Origin of the sequence: Paenibacillus lignilyticus (assembly GCF_017942085.1) — a bacterium.
GTDB lineage: Bacteria > Bacillota > Bacilli > Paenibacillales > Paenibacillaceae > Paenibacillus_Z > Paenibacillus_Z lignilyticus.
The window spans coordinates 1-23,310 of record NZ_JAGKSP010000011.1; the positions used below are offsets into that span (position 1 = coordinate 1).

A 23,310-nucleotide genomic window follows, 5' to 3' on the forward strand; every position below is an offset into this window, starting at 1 on the left:
AGGCACGCCGCCAGCGTTCGTCCTGAGCCAGGATCAAACTCTCCATAAAAGTGGTAAGCCCGAGGGCTTGGCCATTTTTAAGAATTCGCTTGGTAGCTCATTCAAAAAACTAGCTTTGCGAAACGTTCGTTTCGCGATTTATGACCATTTGACTGGTCGCTCATTGTTCAGTTTTCAAAGAACAAATACTTCGTGTTTTGTGCGCCTATGTCTCAGCGGCGACTTGATTAATATATCACATCCGGTCATTCAATTGCAAGCATTTTTTTATTTCTTTTTTCTTACTCGCTTGCCAGCATGAAGCTGTTTCATGTTTGCCTCGGAGGCGGTAATAAAGAATTTATCATATGCCAGCACAGTACGTCAAGCTTAATTCACAAAAAAAATCGCGGGCCTATTGCCCGCGATCGATCCATCTAAGAAACGCTGTGATATCGCAGCTCCAATGCTTCTGTATCCCCCAGCAGCGGCATATAAGCAACCTCTCGAATATAGCCGCGCATGACCAGCTTCTGAAGAAGCAGAGACAAATCCATATGCAAGTCCATCAGGTACGGATGAGTTTGCAGCTCCATCACGCTCCACGGCTCTTCACGACTGCCAAGAATGGAGAACAGCAGTCCGCAGGACGATTTCATTTTGCTCATAACCGAGAACTCGCAAGCCAGCAATACCAGCTGTACCCGCTTCTCGAGCGATTCCGGCGAAATGGTAAGCTCTTCATATAGTTTATAGATGCCGGGATTGAACCGCCTCATCTGGCGCCAAACCGTCAGCTCCGGATGTACGCCTTCTTCAATAAACGCAATATGCGCCCAATGATGAAGAGCCGTTAGTACATTGGAGTAAGCATCAAGCAAATTGTTGTCCTGCAAATCCTGCTTAGCCTGCAGATAAGAACGAATGAAATGCGAGAACTCCACCAATTCCTTCTGTCCGCGCAAGGATGCCGGGAAAGAAAGCAAGCTTTCCCTGAGGTTGAACAAGTAATTGTCTCGATCCACCAGGATCTCCCCCCGAACAAGCCATTGTATGATACTGCGGTTCTCGCCGCCTGCTGTCCATTGCTCCAGCATTGCAGGTGTTACGGTTCGGATTTGCACCCGATCTTCGCCGATGCGTACAAGTTCGATACCTCGGTTCGGATCGTTCTGCGTAGAAACAACCAGAATCAACAGATCCAATCCGTCGATCATCGGATTATACGGAACCGGATTCTCGATGGCTGCTAAACTGATCAACGCCTCATTATGTTCAAAAAATGTTTTAAAATGTGCCTTTATATGTTCCACGGTCTATCCCCCATATAGCTTCATGCTGTTGTTTAAGCTATAATGATTTCGCAGTTGTTTATACTCTTGTTCGACAATGTACGCAGGTTTTCCTGCCTATGGTCTTAGAAAACCGTACGTAAATGTCAGAAAGGATTTGTGATATGTTCGGAAAATCGAGTAAAATCAATGAATTTCGGCTCTGGGGCCTTATGTTCACACTGTTTGGAATGGGTCTAATGATACTGGGTACGGCCGGGATTGTTTTCTGGGGACAAGCCGGTAAAGTATTCGCAGGCATCTTTATGGTCATTGGTATGATCGCCATGCTGGCAAGCGTAGGCATTTACTTCTGGGCCGGCATGCTGTCCACAAGCGCTGTTATCTTGAATTGCCCGGAATGCGGCAGACACACGAAGATGCTCGGCAAAACAGACCGCTGTATGTATTGCAAAACAAAGCTGACGCTGGATCCTAATCAGGCAACTGACCTGGATGATTCGGAAGATAAAGAAGAAATCACTCAGCCCCAAGCCTAGAATGCCATAATAGAAACGCCCTTCGACCGGTTTCAGCCGGCGAAGGGCGTTTTTGCATTATGATTAGGGAAGCTTAGTTAGGGATTGATGAATGATTGCCCAAATATCATCGGATTGGAATTGACGCTGCCATGTTGCAACGCCGGCAATACCGTACTTCTTCGCTAATGCGGTTCTTGCCTTTATAGAAAGTCCGTCTTCGATCCAAATTCGCTGCAGCGCGCCGTCATCCTCGTATTCCACGTAATTCTGTCCGGAATCAGCGTCAAAGGTCGGCTTAAGCTGGCGTTCGTTAATAATCGACTTTACGGTTTCCATTCCGAGCGCCTTCGAGCTTACTTTGACCTTGCCGGAATCGTCTTTCTTCTCTGTCCATAGCCGGGCATACAGCGGCATGCCTAATACGATTTTGTTTGCCGGCACCCCATCCTCTTCGATAATCCTCGAAAGCGACTGCTCGGTCCATGGTAATGACGCTACCGAGCCTGATGTAGGGCTGGAAGCCCAATGCTCATCGTAGGCCATGATCATCATATAATCGACCACTTTACCCAGTGCCCCGCGATCAAGGAACAACGACCACATTTCACTGTTCGACTTAGGCGTTACGTCAATCGATACGACGACATTCTGCTCATGCATGATCGGCGTCAGTTCACGAACAAATTGAACCAGGTTCGCTTTGTCTGACGTATTCACATTTTCAAAATCAAGATTGATCCCTTTCAGCTTGTACATCTGCGCAAAAGCTGCAAGCTGATGAATCATCTGCAAGCGAGTGTCGGCCTTCGCTAATGCAGCGGTCGTCCGCTCCGGTTCGAAACCGTTGCTGAATACCGCCCACACTTGCATGCCTCTGTTCTGAGCCCATTTTACATAGTGCATATCCGCTTTGCTTCTAATATTACCTTCGCCGTCCAGAAGCTCGAACCATGTCGGCGAAACGACGTTCACACCGGGCATCTCGCTGATTTTATCAGTGTCCGGTGCTTTCTCGTAGACGGCTTCCCATGTTAGATTGATTTTGCTGCCGACGACTTTCCATGCTGTGAATGGTGCCGACTCCATCCGCTGTTTAATTTGTTCGGTTTCCGTTAGTTCAATATCCTGTTTCCGGACATAGCCCAAAACACCATCTGTACTCTGAACCGTGTACCAGCCTTGCTTCTCTCCCCAAATGCGCACGATATCGGTATTCGCGAGGCGATCTACGATCGGCTCCTTAATGGTTGGTCCGCGTCTGATGTCCGCATCGTCATGTACGACTCCGCGTTGAACCGCATCTCCCGCACGCAAAATGGTGATAATATCGTCCTGCGCATTATATTCGGCATGAAGTCCATAAAGCTCTTCGAGCGGCGTGATCGGCAAGTAGACGGCGTCGTCCTTCACCTGTGCCGCGATGCGCAGCGGATAAGGTTTCTTATTGATGGTAGCCGTTAAGGCGTTTGTTTTCATCCGCAGCACTTTATTCGCGTTCGTTAGAACGATCGAGCCGGTCTTGGCTTCATAATACACTTCTTCCTTAAGTCCCAGCTGATCATGTATGAAGCTCAAGGGCAGACTAATGATATCTTGGTTGACAAGTGCGTTGCCTTCGGCCACTTGGCCATGAAACAGTATCGGGTGCGCTGCACCGTATTCCGGTTTAACTTCTGTATTATTAGGGGCAAGACGCTGCCATCCCAACCACATGCCTGCTGCTGCAGCTACGATTCCGCTGGTTAGTACTACCCATTTCAACCAGCCGCCGCTTTGTCGTCTTGGCCGCATTCGTACGGTTTCCACTTGTGAAGCGCTCCTCTCCAAATTAAGCTAATCCACTGATGTGGGCTCTCTTCAAATAAAAAACGCGCATGATGGCGAGCTTCCTCTACCCCTGCGCGTTTATTTGTCTTTCAATCATCGTTTGTTAATTAGTGTGCCGCGCGGAGCAATCTGCGCAATATCCATAAATTTCCATCCGATGCCCCTCTACTTTAAAGCCTGTTTCTTTGGAAGCCGCTGCTTCCACATCCGTTAGAGGCGGATAGTCAAAATCAACGATCGTGCCGCATGAACGGCAAATGGCATGATAGTGATCGGTCAGGTCGGCATCAAATCTGCTTGAATCATCGCCGTAGGTCAATTCGCGAAGCAAGCCCGCATCGACAAACAGCCTGAGATTATTATAAATGGTCGCCACACTCATACTGGGAAAAGATGGCGAAAGTGATTTATAAATTTCGTCAGCAGTGGGATGAGTCATGGAATGCATGAGAAAGCTTAAGATTGCATGACGCTGCGGGGTCATTCGTACGCCGGTACTTTTTAATTGTTCAAGCGCCTGCTCAACGGTCGCACCCATGCCCAACACGTCCTTTCTGCTTTTGTTAGAACCATTGTACGTGGATCGTTTTCGTTTTGTCAATGAAAGCGGGAATCATTTTATCATTTGTAACGATTTACCTGAATGCTGCTGTTCGCATCTATATTGATCCTGTAATTCGCTGTTCCGATGCTGCCACGGATCGTTTTCTTACTGATCGTCAGCGGTAAATCGCTGGATACTTCGCCAAACGTAGCCGAACCGTTGACAGAGTAATTGCCATATAGGGGAAGCGATACCGTGATCTCGCCGATGGAGCTGTCGATGTCCCAGTCGCCGCCGACTTGGGAGCTCGCGATTCGGATATCACCATTGAGGGTATCCGCTTTGATCGCACCGGTCCCTTCTTTAATGACGATCTCCCCGTTCTTCGTATCCGTATCGATATCGCCTGTAACTTGCTGCAAGTTGATACTGCCGCTAAGTGTGGAAGCTTCTATTGCGCCAGTCACATAACCTGCTTTGACATCTCCGTTGTAGGTGCTCAGCTTCGCATCGCCTGTCAGTGTTGATACATCGATGCCGCCATTCTTCGTTTCCGCCTTCACCGAGCCTGTCAGCCCATGCAGTGCGATAGAACCGGTTGTCGCCTTGATGCTTAGTCCTCCAGGTAAGGATAATCCTGTTACATCAACAGATCCGTTCACAATTTGAATCGCAATCTCGGATTGGAGGTACGCGATCTGCGGACTGGTCGAATCATTTTCGGACTGTCCTGCACCTGTAGATTCGTCTACTGCAGGAGTTTGGTCAGTCAATTCGGAAGTGTTCGCATGTGAATCATCTGCCGATTCGTCGGTGCCTGTCGACTCAGCAGGATTTGTTGTCTCTACTGGGATGAGCTTCCCAAACGCAGACTCAGCAGGTACGGTTACTACTATATTCATACGCGGCACACGATCACCATTAGCACCATACGGATGGCCTTTTGCCTCGATTTTCAGCTCATCCTCGCCGCTGACCGTAATTTCAGACTTGCTGGCTGTATCATCCGCTTCTGTTTGTTCGGCTGCATCTACCCACATCACAGATTCGACCGTCAGCTCGCTCACGTTCCCCTTCTTGACGGTAACTTTGCCATTGGGATTCACAATCTCGATAACTCTTGTATCATACGTAATTGGAGCGTGTATGATTTCCTTAGCGTAACGGAATCCCTTCTCTTCCCCATAGGCACTGGTTCCGGTCAAATTAACCTTAAATTCGTCCAGCCAGCGAAATGGCATCGAAGCGAACTGCGTCACACCAAAAGCGGTAACCGCTATAAGTGCAGCAAGAAACGTGCCTCCGAGATCAAAGGACGGTCGTTTGGAAGCTGTGCGATACACAAGACTCATAATAACGACTTCAATGCCCAGTAGGACAAAAGCAGCGGGCCACCATCGCCCGATCAGCTCCATATCATTGCGATCGCGAACTTGGTCCCAGAGCAATAATGCTCCTACCGTGATCATCACTGCCGCCGCAGTGAATCTCCCCAATTTAAACATCGCACTATTCCTCCTTGACGCAAATACGATCGCCAGTATGATAAAACCAATTCCCGGTGCGTAGGTACCTATCGTATCTACGATCGATTGAAAGACGACAGGTGCTTGGACAAACACAAGCAACAGAAAGGCAAGTCCAATGACAGCAATGGCTTGCACAATCGTACCGATTCCTAAACGCGGCGATTCTTCCACAGCTGAACTCGTTGCAGCTTCTCGCTGTTTGGCCGCCAGTTGGAGCGTATCGAAAACACTGTAGAACCAAAAGAACGGCAGCGCCAAGCCTAAAAAGATGATGAGCAGCGCGTATTTCCCTCCGCCTTCATCGGCAAAGCGAATCATTGCCGCGATGTCGGTCAGTGTGCCTAGCAGCAGCAGCATGCCTGTTAAATGCCGTCCCAGCGCAAGATGTCCGCCGCCTGGCACAAGAAACGCGAGCAGCGACGCTAATAATGTACTTCGAGATGATTCACGCATGAGATGGATGGCACCTCCCGGCTGTTCTGGATTACAAATATTGTATCATAATTTCCCGCAGCAAAAGAGGCATGTCCGCGGTATGCCGGACATGCCTCTTCTTGTTATTGATTCAAACGATCAAGCAACAGCTTGTTAACAAGCGCGGGATTCGCTTTGCCCTTCGTTTCTTTCATAACCTGGCCAACCAAGAACCCGATGGCTTTCTCTTTGCCGGCTTTAAAATCTTCGACGGATTGCGGATTGCCGCTTACGATGCGGTCAACCACTTCTGCGATTGCACCTTCGTCGCTAATTTGAACAAGGCCTTGCTCTTCCACGATTTGCTGCGGACGTTTGCCTGTTTCGAGCATTTCTTTAAAGACGGTTTTGGCGATCTTGCTGCTGATCGTGCCCTTCTCCATCAGACCGATCATCTCGCCGAGTCCTTGACCTGTCAGCTTGATGTCTTCCAGTTCTAAGCCGCCGGCATTCAAGTAGCCTAGCAGATCGCCCATGATCCAGTTGGATACGGCCTTCGCATCCTTCGTATATTGGAGGCTTTCCTCGAAGAAATCAGCCAGCTTCTTAGACGAAGTGATAACACCCGCATCGTAGGATGGGAGACCGAATTCAGCAGTATAACGAGCTTGGCGCGCATCCGGCAGCTCCGGAATGGATGCCTGGACACGTGCCTTCCACTCTTCATCGATGTGGATCTGCACAAGGTCAGGATCCGGGAAGTAGCGATAGTCATGCGCTTCTTCCTTGCTCCGCATCGAGAACGTTTTGCCTTGCGCTTCGTCCCAGCGGCGCGTTTCCTGAACGACCTTGCCGCCGCTGTCGAGAATATCAGCTTGGCGCATTTGCTCATACTCGAGACCACGCTGAACACCGCGGAAGGAGTTCATGTTCTTCAGCTCGGCACGTGTGCCGAACTGCTCTTGATCGTAAGGACGCAGACTGACGTTGGCATCGCAGCGCAGCGAGCCTTCCTCCATCTTCACATCGGATACTTCACAGTAGAGCATGATGGCTTTGAGCTTCTCCAGGTAAGCCTTCGCTTCTTCCGGCGTCCGAATATCCGGCTCGGAAACGATCTCGACAAGCGGCGTACCGACACGGTTAAAGTCGACCAGCGATGCAAAGCCGCCTTCAACATGAGTCAGCTTGCCCGCATCTTCCTCCAAGTGGAGGCGCGTAATGCCGATGCGCTTGGTCTTGCCGTTCACTTCGATGTCGATCCAGCCATGCTCGCCGACCGGTTTGTCATATTGCGAGATCTGGTACGCTTTCGGAGAGTCCGGGTAGAAATAGTTTTTGCGGTCAAATTTGCTGATGTCGGCAATTTGGCAGTTGAGCGCCATTGCGGCTTTCATCGCGAATTCAAGCGCCTGACGGTTCAATACCGGCAGCACGCCTGGGTGTCCGAGACAGATCGGACATGTATGGGTATTCGGCGGGGCGCCGAAGGAGGTGGAGCAACCGCAGAAGATTTTACTCTTCGTATGGAGCTCAACATGCACTTCCAGCCCGACAACCGTTTCGTAAGTGTTCGGTTCAAACATCGTTTAGCCCTCCTGCTTGATTGGCATCCGAGAATTATAGCTGCGGACGCTGTTTATGATGCTCAGTATGCTGCTCGAATGCATGCGCGGCGCGAAGCACCGTGCGCTCATCGAACGCTTTGCCGATAATTTGCAAGCCAATAGGCAGACCGTCCGCGAAACCGCAAGGTACGCTGATTGCCGGGATACCGGCAAGGCTGACCGGAATGGTGCAAATATCGTTCAAGTACATGGTGAGCGGGTCGCCAACTTGCTCGCCGATACGGAAAGCAGGAGTAGGCGCAGTCGGCCCGATGATGAGGTCAAAGTTCTGGAACACGTTGTCGAAATCTTGTTTGATCAGCGTGCGCACTTTCTGAGCCTTCAAATAATACGCATCATAATAGCCGGAGCTCAGCGCATAAGTCCCGAGCATAATACGGCGCTTCACTTCCGGTCCGAAGCCTTGGCTGCGGGATTTGCGGTAAAGCTCAAGCAAATTATCCGGATTCTCGGCACGAACGCCATAACGGACGCCGTCAAAACGAGCAAGGTTGGACGATGCTTCGGATGAAGCGAGCAGATAGTAAGTCGCCACCGCGTATTCCGTATGCGGCAGGGATACTTCTTCCCATGTTGCGCCGAGGCTCTCGAATTGTTTCAGTGCGGCAAGCACCGCTTCTTTGACTTTCGGATCGATACCTTGTCCAAGGTATTCCTTCGGCACACCGATGCGAAGTCCTTTGACATCGCCGTTTAATGCGCCGACATAGTCCGGAATCTCAACGTCAGCCGAAGTGGAATCCCCTGCATCGTAGCCTGCAATGGCTTGCAGTACATAAGCAGAGTCTTCAACGTTCTTCGTCAGTGGACCGATTTGATCGAGCGAAGAAGCGAACGCTACCAGACCAAAACGCGAAACCAGGCCGTAAGTGGGCTTCAAACCCACGATACCGCAGTATGCCGCCGGCTGACGGATCGAACCGCCGGTGTCGGAGCCAAGAGCGAAGTAGACTTGTCCTGCCGCAACGGATGCTGCAGAGCCGCCGCTCGAGCCGCCCGGTACATAATCCGTATTCCACGGATTGCGCGTTGGATGAAAGCTCGAATTTTCGTTGGAGCCGCCCATTGCGAACTCGTCCATATTTAGCTTACCGATCGTAACCGATTGAGCTGCTTTAAGTTTCTTCATTACGGTTGCGCTATAGATCGGATCGTAGTTGCGCAGAAATTGGCTCGCACAAGTCGTGAGCAAGCCTTCCGTCACGATGTTATCCTTGATGCCGGCCGGCAATCCGAACAGCAGCCCTTGCTCTCCGCCAGCTGCCAAAGCGCTGTCCAGCTCAGCTGCCGCAGCGCGTGCGCCTTCTTCATTCAGCGTCAAGAACGCTTGTATGGAAGCATCGGTAGCGGCAATGCGCGAATACGAAGCATCCACCAAATCGCCTACCGACAGCTCTTTCTTCTTTAATTGGTTATGTACTTCCTGTAGGCGTAAGTCAAAGAGTGCCAACAGCCGTTCCTCCCTTCGGTATAAACCCTCACACTATTATTCAAGAACAGCCGGCACTTTGAACTGGCCGTCTTCATCATCCGGCGCATTTCGCAGTGCAGTCTCGTTCGTAACCGACTCGCGAATCACGTCGTCACGCATGACATTGTGAACCGGCAGCACATGGCTGGTTGGTTCCACGCCGTCTGTTTGCAGCTCGTCCAGCTTCTCGGCATATTTAAGAATCGCATTCAGCTGACCTGTAAACTGCTCCTTCTCTTGCTCAGAAAGCTCCAGTCGGGCCAAATTGGCCACATGCTCGACGTCTTTGATGGTTATGCTCATTGTCTATGGTCCCGTCCTTTCCATCCATTTTGCACACATTCTACCTATTATAACGTAAGCCTGCATTTAAACTCAATGAGAATGCTGAATGCAAATGCGCTTAAGCGGGTGAGGAGCTGCGGTACATTTCCCGAATCATATCCTCGATGTCAGGCTCCTTCACGCTGAGATCGATAACCGAAAGCTTGGCCGATAAACCGCTGATCAGCTCGGATGCGGAAATATCGCTTTTGTGGAATCGATAGGTCAGCTTTAGCCCCTCTTGTTTGATTGACTCCGCACCCGGATGCCGGAGGTCCGAAGGCTCGGGAAGCTGGCTAAGATCGAGCACAAGTAACCGATAAGGCGCCATGCGCAGAATCAGCTCCGACAACGGCCCATCCTCGACCACCTTGCCGTGATTAATGACAATCAGACGTTTGCACAGCTGTTCCACATCATCCAGATCATGCGTCGTCAAAATAATCGTCGTGCCGCGCTTCATATTCATTTCTTTGATAAACGTTCTGATATTCTGCTTGGCTTCGACGTCCAGCCCAATGGTGGGCTCATCGAGAAACAACACGGATGGCGAATGCAGCATCGCCGCCGCCAAGTCGCCTTTCATTCGCTGTCCGAGCGACAACTGCCGTACGGGTGTATTGATCAGTTGATCGATGCCGAGCACGTCATGCATCATCGCCAAATTCGTCTTAAAGGTATCGTCATCGATTCGGTAGATGCGTTTCAGCAGCTCGAACGTTTCGCCAAGCCGCAAATCCCAATAAAGCTGCGTGCGTTGTCCGAAGACGACGCCAAGCTGTTTGACGACGGACTTCCGATTTTCCTGCGGCGAAATACCGCCGATTCTCACCGAGCCAGAGGTCGGGTGAAGGATGCCGGTCAGCATCTTAATGGTCGTCGACTTGCCCGCTCCGTTCGGTCCTAAGTAACCAACCATCTCACCCGGCTCGATCCGAAAGCTGATCCCATCCACGCCGCGCACAATCGTTTTCTCCGGCCGGAACAAGCTCTGAATGGAGCCGCTAAGACCGCTCTTCTTCTTAATAACCGTGTATTCTTTGACGACATTCGTCAGTTCGATCATATGCACGCATCCTCTCTCTCTGTCCGCGACCCGCTATGAGCCTGCGCTTTCATATCTCTTCAATCCACTTTGGAAAATAAAATGGCACAGCGCAAAAATAAGAAGTCCGACAACCGGAGTCCAAATCGCCAGGCCGACAGGGAATGTGAATCCGTCCTCTTGACCGATAAAATCAGAGGCCGGATAGAAGCTGATAAACCCGATCGGCAGAATGAAGGTCAGTGCCAGCTGAATCAGTCTTGGATATAAAGAGAGCGGGTACATGGTCGTCCGTTCCATCGTAGCCAAGGTCAGTGAAACTAGCGAGCCGCTGCGTTTGGTCCAGAATGCTGCCGAGCCCATTATCGTACAGATCGAAGCGCGGATGAACATCCCGCCGATGACGACCCCAAGCAGCTTCAGCACATTGATTACATTCCAATCAAAACCTATCTGAGCACAGCCATAGAAGAAAATGAGGAAGCCGGGAATGAGATCGATGAAGCCGATAAAGTTCACGTAGTTGACGACAAATTGAAAAAAGACGTTCATGGGGCGAAGCAGCATACGGTCGAAATCACCGCGAATAACCATGTTATCGATATGCCAGGTCTGAATGAAGAATATAACGGACAAGCCGTGGCTCAGCAGACCTAATCCGTATAGAAAAGCAAGCTGCGGGAAGGTCCAACCGGCCAGCGCTTGAAACTGCTCCACCATCAGCTTCAGCACCCATACTCCGCTGATATATTGCAGGGGGATCATAAGAAACCAGCTGACCAAGAACAGCGGATATTCCAATTGACGCTGAACGGCTAATTTTGCAAAAAAATAAGCGACAGATGCATGATAACGAATCGCGGTAACCATGACGGATTAACCTCCTTGAATGAGCGTGACACGCTGGGCACGCTGCCACACTACGTAAGCGATAAAGGCGAGCACCGCGATCCAAACCGCTTGAATAACAAGCGCCGTTCCTGCCTGCGCGTATGAAATTTTGCCAATATAAATCGAAAGCGGAGTTTGGTACATGTACTGGAAAGGAAGATAGCTCGAGGTGGTCGCCATCCAGCCGGGGAAGAACCAAATCGGAATCAGACTGCCGGACAGGATTCGCACGATCGCATCCTTGACGATGCCGAGGTTACCGAGCTCCATGACCCAGAACGAGATCATGCCGATAATAGCTCCCATGAGCCAAAGCAGCAGAAAGCTCAGCATCAGGCTTGGTATAAAGAGTAGAAATGCAACTAAGCTGACAGGCGTCGGCGGGGTAAACAGAATGGAAGCCAGCAGAATTAGCGGGATAGCTTGATTGACGAGCGCGCTGACCGTGGTGCCAAGGTCCTCTGCCAGGAACATGCCCAGCAGATGGATGGGTTTAATGAAATCGGTCGCGATTTGTCCCTCCCGGACCCGGTAGTACATATCATTTTGAACATTGACTGCTAGTACCGCTCCCATCACAACGGCTAAAATGGCATAGACGATCATTTGATCCTGGCTTACATCTTGCACGGAACCGATTCCCCGATAAGCCGCCTTCCAGAGAAATACAGACGCAAGCAGCATGACCGCATTCGAGGCCATACCGGTGAACACTTCGAACCGGTACGCAATCGTCGTTAAAATTCTCATTTTAAAAAAATAGTAGTAAGCAGACATGCAAGCCCCCCTTCCAAGCTTGTCCAAGAATTGGATGTTTTTGTTATAGGATAACGTCACCATTGAGATTTGGGCAATAACTAAATGTGAAGGAAAACTTCATCTAGGGCTAATGGAGCTTTTACGATACTTTCAGCTTTCTTTAAGGTTGCCTGCCCATACTGGGGAATGTAACCAAGCACATCTAAATTCAAGGAGGAACAAGTAATGAACAAAACGATGAAAGCTCTCGGATTAACGGCCGCAATCGCGGTTATGATTCCACTTAGCGCCTATGCAGCAACAAACACATCGACAACTGCAGACAGCGCGAAGTCCACTACCACGGCTACATCTACGGCAGTAATCGGGCAAGGACCGTTTGGTCTTGGCGGAAAAGGCGAAGTGATGAAAGTGCGTGCCGGCGGATTCTTCAGCCAAGAGGTTTTGGATTTGCTCAAGCTGGATATGAAGGCGTTGAAGGAGAAGATTGATGCCGGTAAAACATTGGCTCAAATTGCGGAAGAACAAGGCGTCACGCGGGATCAGTTGAAGATGACGATGACAGCGGCATTCGAAAAGCAGCAGGCCGAGGAGAAAAAAGCGTTCGATGAGAATCTCGATAAATCGCTGGATTCCACGCTGAAAGATAACATCGGATTCGGAAAAGGCGGCGAGCGAGGCGGCAACTTCAAGATGGAGTTCAAGCGAGGCATTCACGCCGGGGCAGCTGACTTCAGTGCATCTGCCAAGGTGCTCGGTCTTAGTAATGAAGAATTGAAGACTGCGCTGAGCGGAGGCAAGTCCCTTGCTGACTTGGCAAAAGAGAAGGGCATCGACGTTCAGAAGCTAATTGATGCGCAGAAGCAGGTCATTGTGGACAATTTGAACGCCGCGGTGAAAGCCGGCAAGCTGACTCAGGCCGAGGCTGATAAAGAAATCGCCAAAGCAGCGGATATCGCCACACGGATCGTGAACGGGAAAATGGACAAGAAAGCACATACGATCAAAATCGACCGTAAAGCTGCGAAGCAAAATGCCGGCACCAAGGCAGATACGGGTACATCGGCGGCAGCTTCGCCTGACACGGACGCTTAGGGATTTAACGAATGGCACAGGGGTTATCCCTGTGCCATTTATTTGTTTGGGATGGCGCGGGACCCGAGTGCGGGGCGCGAGGTGCGGGATGCGTGATGCGGGATGCGGGGCCAGGTGCGGGTGTGGAGCGCTGGGTGCGGGGCCGCGAGGTGCGGAAGAGATGGGGCTGAGAGTTCCGAAATCGAACTCTCAGCGCCGAAACTAAAATGTTCGGGGACGATATAAGCGGATAGGCCCTCTACCAGCTGCTAAGCAGGTAACTTTAGAACATGAAAAGCCCCCATCCGATAACTCGGATAGGGGCTTTCTCTGTTTAGACAGGCATGGTTCACGCTAGCGTTAGATCCACGCTTTAAGATGGACTTGGCGAATAAACTCTTCGCGCGTCTGGGGTTCGCCCTCGACATCTTCTTCTTGCAATGGTTCTTCCCCGCCGTTCATGATGCGGTGAAACAATTCCGCATTGTGCGTCGCGAGCGCAAAGTCGATTAGCGCTTCGCGCTCCAAACGGTCGACCTCTTGCTTAATCAGCACTTCCTCCAGCTCGATATCAGCTGCGGGCACGTAGAAATTCCGGTTCGCCTTCGGAACCCGGATCACATAATCGAACGCGTTATCCGCATTGCGATCATAGGCAATTATATAACCATACTCCCCAACCGGGAGGGTCTGTTCAAATAAGTCCGACATAATAATGATACGTTGGCCAAGCTTATACATTAGCGTCTCACTCCTGTCACCAATAACCATACTCTATGACTCTACTCTATCCTACTAAAATTCAGTAAGGAAGTCCAATAGATGAGAATGGTTATTATTTATAGCGTATCCAGTGACGGACGACGACGCAGTGACCAAGCGGCGATAGTCATAATGGCAACCATGATTCCGATCGCGACGCAGACTGCCGGCCACGGGCTGTCTTGCCCGCTTGGCGTAGGTGCGAACTGCACGTAGGCAAACTTCGGCAGCATGCCCGGGCTGGCCGCGAGCGCGTGCGGAAACGCGGAGGCCGTCAGCGCGAGCACGGCCGCTGTGCCGAGCGCGCATGCCGCCGCCGCTGCCCCGCTGCGCAGCAAGGCGCTAAACAGCAGCGTGAGCGAACCCGCAAAGCTCAGCCAGAGCAAGAATAGCAGATAGGCATAGAGACTGCGCTGCCAGTCTACGGTTTCAAACAGCGCCGCCGTATAATACCATGCGGCGCCGAAGCCGCCTGCGAATGCGAGTGTGACAAGGACCAGCATGGCTGCCCATTTGGCCGAGACGAACGAGAGATACGAGATCGGCTTTACTAGAATCATCGCGGTCACGCCATTCGTGCGTTCCGCGGAAATACTGCCCATAACCGATAGGGCAAGCACCAGAAGCCCAATCGTGTTGAACTGCTGCAACGTTTGCGCCATTACTTCGGAAGCCGAAGGCTGCGGAATTGAAATGAGCGCTCCTTCCGGCAGGTTACCGGCGTGCGCAAGAATATCCGGAAGAAAATAGGTGGAAACGGGCTGCATGGCACCAAATAAAATATAGACAAGCGGCACCCAAACCAGCTTGTAGCTGCGGATCAGCTCTGTCCATTCTTTGCCGAAAAGCACAAGCCACCGGTTCATACGTGCTGCACCGCCTTCATAAATAAGTCCTCCAGTGTCGTCGAGCCGAATTCCAGCTTGGTCACGGGTATTCCGCGATCCAGAAGCTGCTGAAGAACGATCCTTCTGGCTTCGCGGATTTGGTTGTTCTCGACACGAAGCTTGGCTGCGTTCCCTCCGGGCTGAAGCTCCGCAGAATGAAACAGCTGCGTCGTCGACACGAGCGAAACCCACTGTGACAATGCGGATCGCGCTTCACCGGTGTTCTCGACCTCAACCACCATCACCGGCTCGCGATTGGCCGCACGTATATCATCGATCGCCCCGCTAATGACAATACGGCCGTTCTTCATAATGAGCACGTCGTCGCACAGCTCCTCGGCGTCATGCAGCACATGCGTGGAAAATAATATCGTTGTTTCGTGCTTCAGCTCCCCAAGCAGCTGCATCACTTCGCGGCGTCCAATCGGGTCGAGCGCAGAAACGGGCTCGTCCAGAATGAGCAGCTTCGGCCGGTGAATGAGCGCTTGCGCCAGGCCGAGACGCTGCTTCATCCCGCCGGAATACCCGGCGATTCGCCGCCTGCCTGCATCGGCAATGCCGACCCTCTCCAGCAATTCCGCGCTGCGGGAAGCTGCTTCTCGTTTCGGCAAGCCGCACAATCCCGCCGCATAACGAAGAAATTCGGCGCCGGTCATCCAGCCGTGAAACGCCGGCGTTTGCGGCAAGTAACCGATAAGCGCGCGATGGTCATCGCCGGGCTTTAGATCTCGGAAGCGGATGCTCCCTGACGATGGTGCCAGCAGGCCGCTGAGAATACGAATCGTCGTTGTTTTGCCCGCTCCGTTAGGACCGAGCAATGCAGTGCAGCGGCCTTCCCCAAGCGTGAAGCGAATGTCCTGCAGCGCGGACGTTGCTCCGCTGAATGTCTTGCTAAGTCCCTCAACAGCAACGAGTCCCATCATCACGACTGTTTCCTTCCGATGAGAAAGAACAATACAGCGCCTATTATATTAACGAAAATTATAAGGAGCACCCACATCCACTTCGGCCCTCTCGTTTGGGATGCACGCGCGCAAGCGACGAGTGCCGTTACCATCAGAACGAGCTGAACGAGTGCGATCGGCACTATAATGGCCATAAGCTGCGATGTCGATAATTGATCCATGTCTGCAATCCCCCTCTTAATTGTTCCTTCTCTTCGACCAGTTCACTCGAACGATCAGCAAGTAACATAGCAAGGGCATCGGGAACTGAATCAGTCCCCAAATCCCCCAAAACCATGGATATCGGCTCCGTTTCTTCGCATCCTTAAACAGCCAGGAGGATTGGCACAGCAATATACCTACGACAGCGACTACTAATGCTATTTCCCATCCGACCATCTTGGACGCCGCCCTTCTTTGCCTTTGATCATGAAGAGGAAGACAAATACCGCCGCAGCCGCAAAAGCTATGATTTGGATAACCACGAATACCACGACGCTGCTCACCCACAGCAGCAGCAAGCCGCTAAGCACGAACGCGCTGACCAGCCAGAACAACAACAGCTCCCGCCGATAGCGGCTGTTAAGCTCCTTCTTATGTTCACGAACCAAATTCGTAATGGATTCGACAGATGGAACATCCGGCTGCATGGAGCGATCCCATTCTTCCAGATGAACGCCGAGCATCTGCTTAATCTGCTGCTCCTCTTGATGATCGTCGATATCACTTATTTTCTTGCCGCGCTTACCGTCTCCGTCCCTAATCATCCTCGTCAAGCTCCTTCCTCAGCTGTTTCAGGCCGTTATGCAGCCTCGACTTCACCGTACCGACAGGAATGCCGAGCCATGAGGCAATTTCCTCGTAAGCATAGCCGTAATAATATTTGAGCAAAATAGGCACACGGATCTCATACGATAACTCACCAAGCGCATCGAGAGTATGCGGCCATTCCTGCTGCTGCATCGCAGCATGAAACCGTATGGATTGCAGCGCCTGCTCTTGCGTCTGCCACTTCTGCTCTCGCTGCTGCTTACGCATCTCGTCGATATAGCGCCGGGTTGCGATCGATATCAGCCATGTTGAAAATTTGCTTTGCTGCCGGAACATGCCGATCTTCTCAATGGCCTTCAGCATCGTATCCTGCACCAAGTCTTCGGCCATCGCCTTGTTCATGGTTACTTTCAGCATGTACCGGTATAACAAGGTGTAATGGCTGCGCAGCAGGGTCGACAGCGCATGATCGTCGCCGCGAACTGCCCGTTTCACCAGCTGCGCTTCATCTCCCAGCTGTTCCATCCCGATCATCGTGTTCTCCTCACTTGCTGCTGAATTCCAGCCTCTTTCCTTCAGTCTCGCCAATATGACGGTGAAGGTTGCCCTTTTGTTCACTTGCTTCTCAAAAAAGTTTCTCGTTTCCTTCAAATTATAAAGCGAATGCAGTGCCAAGACGCAGCAAAGGCCATCCGCTTGGATGGCCTTTGCTTATTAATTCACTTTAGCCGCGGCCGAATACCGATTCTCCTCCGGCACCGGCAAACCCAGATTTCCGCGTAACGTATCCGATTCATATTCCGTCTTATAGATACCGCGTTCTTGGAGCATCGGTACGACCGACTTTACGAAATCGCGCAGGGCGTCCGGCGGCGGCCGTTCCACATGCGATGCGGAACAAGCCGTATTTGCCGTTAAATCGTCATTGCCCCAAAGCCGCCGTCTACGCGAATCAGCGAGCCCGTGACGTAGCCGGAAGCTGCCTCGGAAGCCAGCCAAACGACTGCCCCTTGCAGCTCCTTCGGATCGCCAAAGCGCTTCATCGGCGTATGGCTCATAATGCTTTCCACCCGCTCCGGCGACAGAATGGCGCGGTTCTGCTCCGCCGGGAAGAACCCCGGTACGATGCCGTTGACACGTACGCCATGCGGCGCGAATTCGCGCGCCAGAAATTGCGTCATGCTGTTCACGGCATGCTTCGAAGCCGAATACGTAAACACGCGGGAGAGCGGCGGCCCCGAAGAGACGGAGCTGATCGTTATGATGCTGCCGCCATGGCCGGCATCGATCATCGATCGGCCGAACACCTGGCAGGCTAACATCACGCTCTTCGCGTTAACGTCCATGATGCGGTCCCATTCTTCTTCCGTAATATCAAAGAATGGCGTCGCACTGTTCGTGCCGGCCGCATGCAGCAAGATATCCGCTCGGCCGGCAGGCGACCAATCCTTGATCTCGCCGAGCACGCGCTCGAGATCCGATTTCACCGCCGCATCCGCCTCAAACAGCGTCGCGCTGCCGGTTTCTATCAGATGCGCCAGCTTCTCTTCCGCTATTTCCTTGCTGCGGACGACAAGCGCCACATGCGCACCATGGTCGAGCATCGCTTCGGCCATGACACTGCCAAGCGTACTTGTTCCGCCGATAATGACCGCCGTACGGCCCGTTAAATCAAACAATGAGCTTCCGATAGGGAACGCCTCCGTATGTGCGGCGGCGCACGCAGGGCTTTAGCTTTCGGCAACGAGCTGGAGCATTCGCTTCCGGTACGTCTCCGGACTTGCCCCGACCGTGGTTTTGAACAATCTGCTGAAATGCGGCAGATGGTGGAACCCTACAGCGCGGCACACCTCCGAAACCGATTGCCTGGGCTCGAGCCGAAACATCATTTTGGCCTGATTGATCCGCCGATTATATAAGTATTTGAATACCGTTGTGCCGGTAACGTCTTTGAAGAGGTTGGACAGGTAAGGTTTCGTCAAATGGAGCGCGCTGGCAATATGATCCAGCGTCACTTCCTCGAGGTAATGATCCTCCAAGTAAGAAATGACACGCTGCACATGCTGCTCTTTCTGGGAACGATGCTCCCGCTCATATACCGGCTCGCTGCACCAATCCCGTATGAGATGCAGCAGCTCGATAACACGCATGACAAACCGATTGTAGGCCGTTCGCACGCCCGCCTCGTTCGTCCGCTTATAAAGCTGATCCATCTCCGCGAGCAGCGTTTCAAGCTCTGCTTGATCCTGCGGGCTTAGGGAAATGCGGATATTGCGCAGCTCGTCGAACGGCTTCAGCAGCATCGCCGCCGTATCCGCTTGAAGCACTTTATGGATGTAAGCCGGATCCATATGTATGATCGTGCGAATATAAGGCTTATGCGGTGCCGGGTTCGGACAATGAAGCGTCATGCCGTGCATGAGAATCAAATCACCGGGCTGGAGCGTTATCAGCTTATCACCGATCAAATAATTGCATTCACCCTCCTGAAAATAATACATTTCATAAAAGGCATGTGAATGAAATTGAGCGCCCGGATACGGTTCGTCGTTCCGGTACATCAGCTCAATCGGCTGCTGCCATTGCATCGTGAGCGGCACACAGTTCCCCTCCATTTGAGGCGCCTCGTCAGGGCGCATCCTAATGAAATGATTTTACCATGTCGCACATCACCGTTGTATAGATTCCTTTACAAACGGACGGCTTTATTTTGCGCGAGCATGCAAAGCTCCGCCGCCTTAAAGGCATGTGCCTGCGTCATCGCATTCTCCGTCCGGTTGAGGCAGTCCAGAATCAGCTCGCCGAAATACGGGAATCCAACCTGGCCGCCAACGGAGAGGTGATGCTCCCCTTCGTGATTGACCAGAAAGACGTGATCGCCGCTCTTATCGCGGGCCACGTCGATATATTTGCGCAGCTCGATATAGCCGTCCGTACCGAGAATAATCGTCCGCCCGTCGCCCCAAGTGCCAAGCCCGTTCGGCGTTAACCAGTCCACGCGAAAATAATTCGTCGCCCCGTTGTCGCCGATGAGCGTTGCATCGCCAAAATCCTCCAGCTCCGGGTAGTCCGGGTTGTTGTAGTTGGCTACTTTGCTGCTCGCAACCGTCGCATCCTTGCAGCCTGCGAAGTGCAGAAACTGCTCGATCTGATGGCTGCCGATATCGCATAGAATGCCGCCGTACTGTTCCTTGCGGAAAAACCAGTCCGGACGCGATGGCTTGTTCAGCCTGTGCGGGCCGGTTCCGATGACCTGAACGACACGACCGATGGCGCCTTCCTCCAGCAACTTGCCGGCATAGATCGCACTTTCGTTGTGCAGCCGTTCGCTGTAGTAGACCATGTACTTGCGTCCCGTCGCCGCCGCGACTTCTCGCGCTTCGGCGAGCTGCTCCAGCGTGGTGAACGGGGTTTTGTCGGTAAAATAATCTTTGCCGTGCTTCATGACCGCGACGCCAAGCGGACCACGATCAGATGGAACGGCGGCCGACGCGACCAACTTGACCTGCGGGTCTTCGAGGATCACCTCCGGCGAGGCGGCAGCTGTCGCCTGCGGGTAGACCTTCAGAAACTGCTCGACCTTAGCCGGATCGCGGTCGTATACCCATTTGAGCGTTGCGCCCGCTTCGAGGAGGCCGTTCGTCTGACCGTAGATATGGCCGTGATCGAGGCCCATGGCGGCGAATACGAACTCGCCGATGCCGACAACCGGTTCCGGTTTCTTGATCGCTACCGGCGCATAGTTCATGCCGTCGCTGCGATTAAACCCTGACATCGCCCTTCAGCTCCTCTCCCGTTTGGTAGGCTAACTGCTGCAGCGCGCGGTAGCTGACCTCTAAGCTCTCGAACGGATCGCCGGGGCATACATCCTGCTCGACGACATACCATTCAACGCCCGTTTCGCGGCAAGCTTCGATGATCGCCGGCCAGTTCAGGTTGCCTTCGCCGATTTCGGCGAATACCTGCTGGTCGCCCACGATCGCCATATCCTTGAGATGGACGACCTTCATGTCCGCCACCTTCATGATCCAGCTGACAGGGTCGGCTCCGCCGGCTTGCACCCAGTACGTATCCAGCTCGAAGCTGAATGCGCCGCTCGGGCTGTCCTTGGCATCAAGCAGCCAATCCATGCCCGTCTTGCCTTCGAACTTCTCGAATTCGAATTTATGATTGTGATAAATGAGTTCCAGTCCGGCTTCCGCCAGCTTATCGCCGATCTCGTTCATGATATCCGCAAAGGCCGTATAGCCCGCTTTGTCATTCCGGTATTCCGGCGGAATGGAGCCGATGCCGACATACTTGCAGCCCCATGCTTGATGCTCCGCGATAAGCGCATCAAGATCGTTCAGCAGACGGCCGGTCGGCACGTGAGTGGCGCAGATGGTCAAGCCGTGGCTGTCGCAAATGCGTTTCACATCATCCGGCGCGATAGGTCCGATGCCGGAAACTTGCACAGCATCGTAGCCGATGGCTTTGACCCGCTTCAGCGCGGCGTCCAGCTCCTCGGCAGTCTTGCAATAGTCACGGAGCGTGTATAGCTGTGCAGCGAGTTGCTTCTTATACAAATGGTTCACTCTCCCTCATTGGATGAAATGGATCTATTTAGAACGTCCCTGTCAGATCAGCCGGTTTGGTCTCTGCCGCAGCCGTCGATGGCTTCTGATACGTGGAGCTTGCGATGCGTTTATTCAGCTCCGCTTCATGCAGCGCTTCGTCCAGCGGCAGATCGACCCAGCCGTCCAGCCAAGTGGACAAATGCATCGCATTGGAGAGCGTTAAGCCTTTGATTCCTTCTTCGCCCGGCGCAACGAGCGGCGTTCCGAGCAGAACGGCGTCCGTGAAGTTTTGCAAAATGCCTGCATGCTCCGGACTCGGGCCTGAGCTAGGGATATCGATTTTCCAGCATTCCGGCGAAGCGAATGGTTCCGTATTGCGTGCGTTGAAGGCAGCTTCCTCTTCGCGCAGACGCCAGAACGTCATTTTATCGTTCTCGATGACGATTTTGCCGCGGCTTCCCGAAACTTCAAGGCGATTCGTGCCCGGCGCATCCGAGGTGGATGTGATGAACACCGCCGTAGCCCCGTTCTCATATTCGGCGTACGCCGTCACGTCGTTCTCGACTTCAATATTCCGGTTCTTGCCGAATTGGCAGAACGCGCGCATCCGAATCGGCATCATCCCTGTTGTCCATTGCCACAAGTCGAGATTATGCGGGCATTGGTTGATCAGAACGCCGCCGCCTTCGCCGCCCCACGTTGCACGCCAAGTGCCGGAGTCGTAGTAGGCCTGCGTCCGGTACCAGTTCGTGATGATCCAATTGATGCGGCGGACTTCGCCGATCTCGCCGGATTGAATCATTTCGCGCAGCTTCTGATAGAGCGGGTTCATCCGTTGGTTGTAGACGATGCCGAAGGTTTTGCCGCTTGCCGCAGCCGCTTCATTCATCTCCCGCACCTGTTTGGCGTAGACGCCGGCAGGCTTCTCGATCAAGACATGCATCCCTTTGGCAAAAGCTTCGATCGCTTCCGTAGGATGATCGTAATGCGGTGTAGCCACGACAACGGCATCGATAAGGCCGGAGTCGATCATCGACTCCGCGTTCTCAAACACCGCGATTTTATCGCCGAATTTCTCTCTGGCCCAGTCCCGTTTGCTCTCGAAGCCATCGCAAACCGCAGTGAGCACAGCCCCCTTGATTGCACCTGAAGTCAAGATGTTCGCGTGACCTGAGCCCATGTTTCCGATTCCGATAATCCCGTAGCGCAGCTGTTTCATTCGATCTCCTCCATCCACGTTTTCATTTGATTGGCATACGTTTGAAGCATCGTTCTTGTATCAAAGGTAGCGCTGAAATCCTCAACGCCGAACCAGCCGTCATAGCCGACCGCCTTCAGGTCGCGGAGCACTTGTTTCCATGGCACTTGACCATTGGCAATCGGGCTCCAGCTGCAAGACCATTCTTGCGACTGCAGGGGATCGGACGATTCGGTGCGAGGCGGCTGCCAGCCCGCATTCTTGACATGAACATGCGCCAAATACGGACCGAGCAGCTCCATGCCCATTCTATAATTCTCGAAGCCTTCATAAACCATATTGCCGGGATCGTAGAGCACGCCGATGCAATCCGGGTCAAAAGGCGACACGAGCCGGTGCGCGAGGGATGCGCTTGGCGCGATTGTCACGTGGTGAGCTTCAACCAGCGCTTTGACGCCATAATGGCGAGACAGCTGCTCTACTACCTTGAGGTACGCGATCGCTTCCTCATAGAGCTCGTTGTAATTTCGGGTGCGGTTGTAGCCGGGAACGCCGACGCGAATCATGGATGCGCCAAAACGTTTCGCAAGCCGCATGACCTGTTCGGTGCTTTCGATATCGCCGCATTGGATATAAGGCGTAATGGAAATGGTCTTCATGCCGGAGCGATTCGCCGCTTGCTCGAAACGGCTGATCTCTTCCTCCTCTGCATGCTGCGAGAGTGTGCAGATATTGTTTCCCCAGAAGGAAGGCGCCTCCTTGCGGAGCTCTGCCGGCGTGTCTTTGCAGCGCCATTCGATGCCGCCGATACCGGCAGCCGATGCGGCTTCGCATAGCTCCTCCGGCGTGAGATCCGGCGTCGCTACCGTGAATACGGATAATTTCAGCATATGG

Annotated in this window: 26 protein-coding genes and 1 pseudogene; 3 read left to right on the forward strand and 24 right to left on the reverse strand. The window is 52.6% G+C overall.

Annotated elements, in window-relative coordinates; all coding sequences use genetic code 11:
* Window positions 1-301: hypothetical protein (locus I8J30_RS22370; RefSeq protein WP_210661915.1), on the forward strand; the 301-nt coding region annotated here is incomplete at its 5' end.
* Window positions 302-416: 115 nt separating this feature from the next.
* On the opposite strand, the gene I8J30_RS22375 is transcribed toward I8J30_RS22370, so the two are convergent.
* Window positions 417-1,292, reverse strand: a complete 876-nt coding sequence (locus I8J30_RS22375; RefSeq protein WP_210661918.1) for a nucleotidyltransferase-like protein — start codon at window positions 1,290-1,292, stop codon at window positions 417-419.
* A gap of 143 nt (window positions 1,293-1,435) precedes the next feature.
* Here I8J30_RS22375 and I8J30_RS22380 point away from each other — a divergent pair, with 143 nt between their 5' ends.
* On the forward strand, window positions 1,436-1,810 hold the full coding sequence (locus I8J30_RS22380) for a YgzB family protein (protein ID WP_210661920.1): 375 nt from the start codon (window positions 1,436-1,438) through the stop codon (window positions 1,808-1,810).
* Between the two features lie 63 nt (window positions 1,811-1,873).
* On the opposite strand, the gene I8J30_RS22385 is transcribed toward I8J30_RS22380, so the two are convergent.
* From I8J30_RS22385 to I8J30_RS22425, 9 genes are all read right to left on the reverse strand, one after another.
* Window positions 1,874-3,598, reverse strand: a complete 1,725-nt coding sequence (locus I8J30_RS22385) for a glycosyl hydrolase family 18 protein (RefSeq protein ID WP_210661921.1) — start codon at window positions 3,596-3,598, stop codon at window positions 1,874-1,876.
* 124 nt (window positions 3,599-3,722) lie between these two features.
* Window positions 3,723-4,157 (reverse strand): Fur family transcriptional regulator, encoded by a 435-nt coding sequence (locus I8J30_RS22390; protein ID WP_090983210.1) that lies wholly within the window; start codon window positions 4,155-4,157, stop codon window positions 3,723-3,725.
* Between the two features lie 83 nt (window positions 4,158-4,240).
* Entirely contained in the window at window positions 4,241-6,145 is a 1,905-nt protein-coding gene (locus I8J30_RS22395; RefSeq protein WP_210661923.1) for a DUF4097 family beta strand repeat-containing protein, read from the reverse strand.
* A 104-nt stretch (window positions 6,146-6,249) separates the two neighbouring features.
* Window positions 6,250-7,692 (reverse strand): Asp-tRNA(Asn)/Glu-tRNA(Gln) amidotransferase subunit GatB, encoded by a 1,443-nt coding sequence (gene gatB, locus I8J30_RS22400; protein WP_210661925.1) that lies wholly within the window; start codon window positions 7,690-7,692, stop codon window positions 6,250-6,252.
* A 34-nt stretch (window positions 7,693-7,726) separates the two neighbouring features.
* A complete protein-coding gene (gene gatA / locus I8J30_RS22405; RefSeq protein ID WP_210661927.1) occupies window positions 7,727-9,184 on the reverse strand; it encodes an Asp-tRNA(Asn)/Glu-tRNA(Gln) amidotransferase subunit GatA in 1,458 nt (485 codons plus the stop codon).
* Window positions 9,185-9,220: 36 nt separating this feature from the next.
* Window positions 9,221-9,508: an Asp-tRNA(Asn)/Glu-tRNA(Gln) amidotransferase subunit GatC gene (gatC, locus tag I8J30_RS22410; RefSeq protein WP_091223885.1), complete on the reverse strand. Its 288-nt coding sequence runs from the start codon at window positions 9,506-9,508 to the stop codon at window positions 9,221-9,223.
* Window positions 9,509-9,608: 100 nt separating this feature from the next.
* Entirely contained in the window at window positions 9,609-10,595 is a 987-nt protein-coding gene (locus tag I8J30_RS22415) for an ABC transporter ATP-binding protein (RefSeq protein WP_210661929.1), read from the reverse strand.
* A gap of 33 nt (window positions 10,596-10,628) precedes the next feature.
* Window positions 10,629-11,444: an ABC transporter permease gene (locus I8J30_RS22420; RefSeq protein ID WP_210661931.1), complete on the reverse strand. Its 816-nt coding sequence runs from the start codon at window positions 11,442-11,444 to the stop codon at window positions 10,629-10,631.
* Between the two features lie 6 nt (window positions 11,445-11,450).
* Window positions 11,451-12,242, reverse strand: coding sequence for an ABC transporter permease (locus tag I8J30_RS22425; protein WP_210661934.1), 792 nt, complete (start codon window positions 12,240-12,242; stop codon window positions 11,451-11,453).
* 207 nt (window positions 12,243-12,449) lie between these two features.
* Here I8J30_RS22425 and I8J30_RS22430 point away from each other — a divergent pair, with 207 nt between their 5' ends.
* Entirely contained in the window at window positions 12,450-13,319 is an 870-nt protein-coding gene (locus I8J30_RS22430; RefSeq protein WP_210661936.1) for a hypothetical protein, read from the forward strand.
* 339 nt (window positions 13,320-13,658) lie between these two features.
* Here the strand turns inward: I8J30_RS22430 and I8J30_RS22435 are convergent, their stop codons facing one another.
* The 14 genes and pseudogenes from I8J30_RS22435 to I8J30_RS22500 all read right to left on the reverse strand — a co-directional run bounded on the left by I8J30_RS22435 (window position 13,659) and on the right by I8J30_RS22500 (window position 23,303).
* Complete coding sequence (locus tag I8J30_RS22435) at window positions 13,659-14,039, reverse strand: ATPase (RefSeq protein WP_210661938.1); 381 nt, start codon at window positions 14,037-14,039, stop codon at window positions 13,659-13,661.
* 98 nt (window positions 14,040-14,137) lie between these two features.
* Entirely contained in the window at window positions 14,138-14,926 is a 789-nt protein-coding gene (locus tag I8J30_RS22440) for an ABC transporter permease (protein ID WP_210661940.1), read from the reverse strand.
* Window positions 14,923-15,870, reverse strand: a complete 948-nt coding sequence (locus I8J30_RS22445; protein WP_338044920.1) for an ABC transporter ATP-binding protein — start codon at window positions 15,868-15,870, stop codon at window positions 14,923-14,925. The genes I8J30_RS22440 and I8J30_RS22445 overlap by 4 nt, the downstream gene beginning before the upstream one ends.
* Window positions 15,870-16,073, reverse strand: coding sequence for a PLD nuclease N-terminal domain-containing protein (locus I8J30_RS22450; protein WP_210661942.1), 204 nt, complete (start codon window positions 16,071-16,073; stop codon window positions 15,870-15,872). Before I8J30_RS22450 ends, I8J30_RS22445 begins: the two co-directional genes overlap by 1 nt.
* 16 nt (window positions 16,074-16,089) lie before the next feature.
* Complete coding sequence (locus I8J30_RS22455) at window positions 16,090-16,290, reverse strand: hypothetical protein (protein WP_210661944.1); 201 nt, start codon at window positions 16,288-16,290, stop codon at window positions 16,090-16,092.
* On the reverse strand, window positions 16,272-16,658 hold the full coding sequence (locus I8J30_RS22460; protein ID WP_210661946.1) for a DUF5345 family protein: 387 nt from the start codon (window positions 16,656-16,658) through the stop codon (window positions 16,272-16,274). Before I8J30_RS22460 ends, I8J30_RS22455 begins: the two co-directional genes overlap by 19 nt.
* Window positions 16,651-17,337 carry an RNA polymerase sigma factor SigY gene (gene sigY, locus I8J30_RS22465; protein WP_240548290.1) on the reverse strand — a complete coding sequence of 229 codons (687 nt, stop codon included), beginning with the start codon at window positions 17,335-17,337 and terminating at the stop codon, window positions 16,651-16,653. The genes I8J30_RS22460 and sigY overlap by 8 nt, the downstream gene beginning before the upstream one ends.
* A 39-nt stretch (window positions 17,338-17,376) precedes the next feature.
* Window positions 17,377-17,532, reverse strand: a pseudogene (locus I8J30_RS22470) (LLM class flavin-dependent oxidoreductase); the annotation flags it as partial.
* Between the two features lie 44 nt (window positions 17,533-17,576).
* Entirely contained in the window at window positions 17,577-18,353 is a 777-nt protein-coding gene (locus I8J30_RS22475) for an SDR family oxidoreductase (protein WP_210662189.1), read from the reverse strand.
* A 39-nt stretch (window positions 18,354-18,392) separates the two neighbouring features.
* On the reverse strand, window positions 18,393-19,262 hold the full coding sequence (locus I8J30_RS22480) for a helix-turn-helix domain-containing protein (RefSeq protein WP_338044921.1): 870 nt from the start codon (window positions 19,260-19,262) through the stop codon (window positions 18,393-18,395).
* Between the two features lie 89 nt (window positions 19,263-19,351).
* Window positions 19,352-20,437 carry a Gfo/Idh/MocA family protein gene (locus tag I8J30_RS22485; RefSeq protein WP_210661948.1) on the reverse strand — a complete coding sequence of 362 codons (1,086 nt, stop codon included), beginning with the start codon at window positions 20,435-20,437 and terminating at the stop codon, window positions 19,352-19,354.
* On the reverse strand, window positions 20,424-21,227 hold the full coding sequence (locus I8J30_RS22490; RefSeq protein WP_210661950.1) for a sugar phosphate isomerase/epimerase family protein: 804 nt from the start codon (window positions 21,225-21,227) through the stop codon (window positions 20,424-20,426). The genes I8J30_RS22485 and I8J30_RS22490 overlap by 14 nt, the downstream gene beginning before the upstream one ends.
* A 37-nt stretch (window positions 21,228-21,264) precedes the next feature.
* Complete coding sequence (locus tag I8J30_RS22495) at window positions 21,265-22,437, reverse strand: Gfo/Idh/MocA family protein (protein WP_210661952.1); 1,173 nt, start codon at window positions 22,435-22,437, stop codon at window positions 21,265-21,267.
* The gene (locus tag I8J30_RS22500; RefSeq protein WP_210662193.1) at window positions 22,434-23,303 is read right to left on the reverse strand and encodes a sugar phosphate isomerase/epimerase family protein; all 870 of its coding nucleotides are present in this window, start codon (window positions 23,301-23,303) and stop codon (window positions 22,434-22,436) included. The genes I8J30_RS22495 and I8J30_RS22500 overlap by 4 nt, the downstream gene beginning before the upstream one ends.
* Between the last annotated feature and the right edge of the window lie 7 nt (window positions 23,304-23,310).

Coding starts and splice junctions, on each gene's coding strand:
- I8J30_RS22380 (WP_210661920.1), top strand. CDS start 1,436: ATGTTCGGAAAATCGAGTAAAATCAATGAATTTCGGCTCTGGGGCCTT.
- I8J30_RS22390 (WP_090983210.1), bottom strand. CDS start 4,157: ATGGGTGCGACCGTTGAGCAGGCGCTTGAACAATTAAAAAGTACCGGC.
- I8J30_RS22395 (WP_210661923.1), bottom strand. CDS start 6,145: ATGCGTGAATCATCTCGAAGTACATTATTAGCGTCGCTGCTCGCGTTT.
- gatB (WP_210661925.1), bottom strand. CDS start 7,692: ATGTTTGAACCGAACACTTACGAAACGGTTGTCGGGCTGGAAGTGCAT.
- gatC (WP_091223885.1), bottom strand. CDS start 9,508: ATGAGCATAACCATCAAAGACGTCGAGCATGTGGCCAATTTGGCCCGA.
- I8J30_RS22415 (WP_210661929.1), bottom strand. CDS start 10,595: ATGATCGAACTGACGAATGTCGTCAAAGAATACACGGTTATTAAGAAG.
- I8J30_RS22420 (WP_210661931.1), bottom strand. CDS start 11,444: ATGGTTACCGCGATTCGTTATCATGCATCTGTCGCTTATTTTTTTGCA.
- I8J30_RS22425 (WP_210661934.1), bottom strand. CDS start 12,242: ATGTCTGCTTACTACTATTTTTTTAAAATGAGAATTTTAACGACGATT.
- I8J30_RS22430 (WP_210661936.1), top strand. CDS start 12,450: ATGAACAAAACGATGAAAGCTCTCGGATTAACGGCCGCAATCGCGGTT.
- I8J30_RS22435 (WP_210661938.1), bottom strand. CDS start 14,039: ATGTATAAGCTTGGCCAACGTATCATTATTATGTCGGACTTATTTGAA.
- I8J30_RS22440 (WP_210661940.1), bottom strand. CDS start 14,926: ATGAACCGGTGGCTTGTGCTTTTCGGCAAAGAATGGACAGAGCTGATC.
- I8J30_RS22445 (WP_338044920.1), bottom strand. CDS start 15,870: ATGATGGGACTCGTTGCTGTTGAGGGACTTAGCAAGACATTCAGCGGA.
- I8J30_RS22450 (WP_210661942.1), bottom strand. CDS start 16,073: ATGGATCAATTATCGACATCGCAGCTTATGGCCATTATAGTGCCGATC.
- I8J30_RS22455 (WP_210661944.1), bottom strand. CDS start 16,290: ATGGTCGGATGGGAAATAGCATTAGTAGTCGCTGTCGTAGGTATATTG.
- I8J30_RS22460 (WP_210661946.1), bottom strand. CDS start 16,658: ATGATTAGGGACGGAGACGGTAAGCGCGGCAAGAAAATAAGTGATATC.
- I8J30_RS22485 (WP_210661948.1), bottom strand. CDS start 20,437: ATGTCAGGGTTTAATCGCAGCGACGGCATGAACTATGCGCCGGTAGCG.
- I8J30_RS22495 (WP_210661952.1), bottom strand. CDS start 22,437: ATGAAACAGCTGCGCTACGGGATTATCGGAATCGGAAACATGGGCTCA.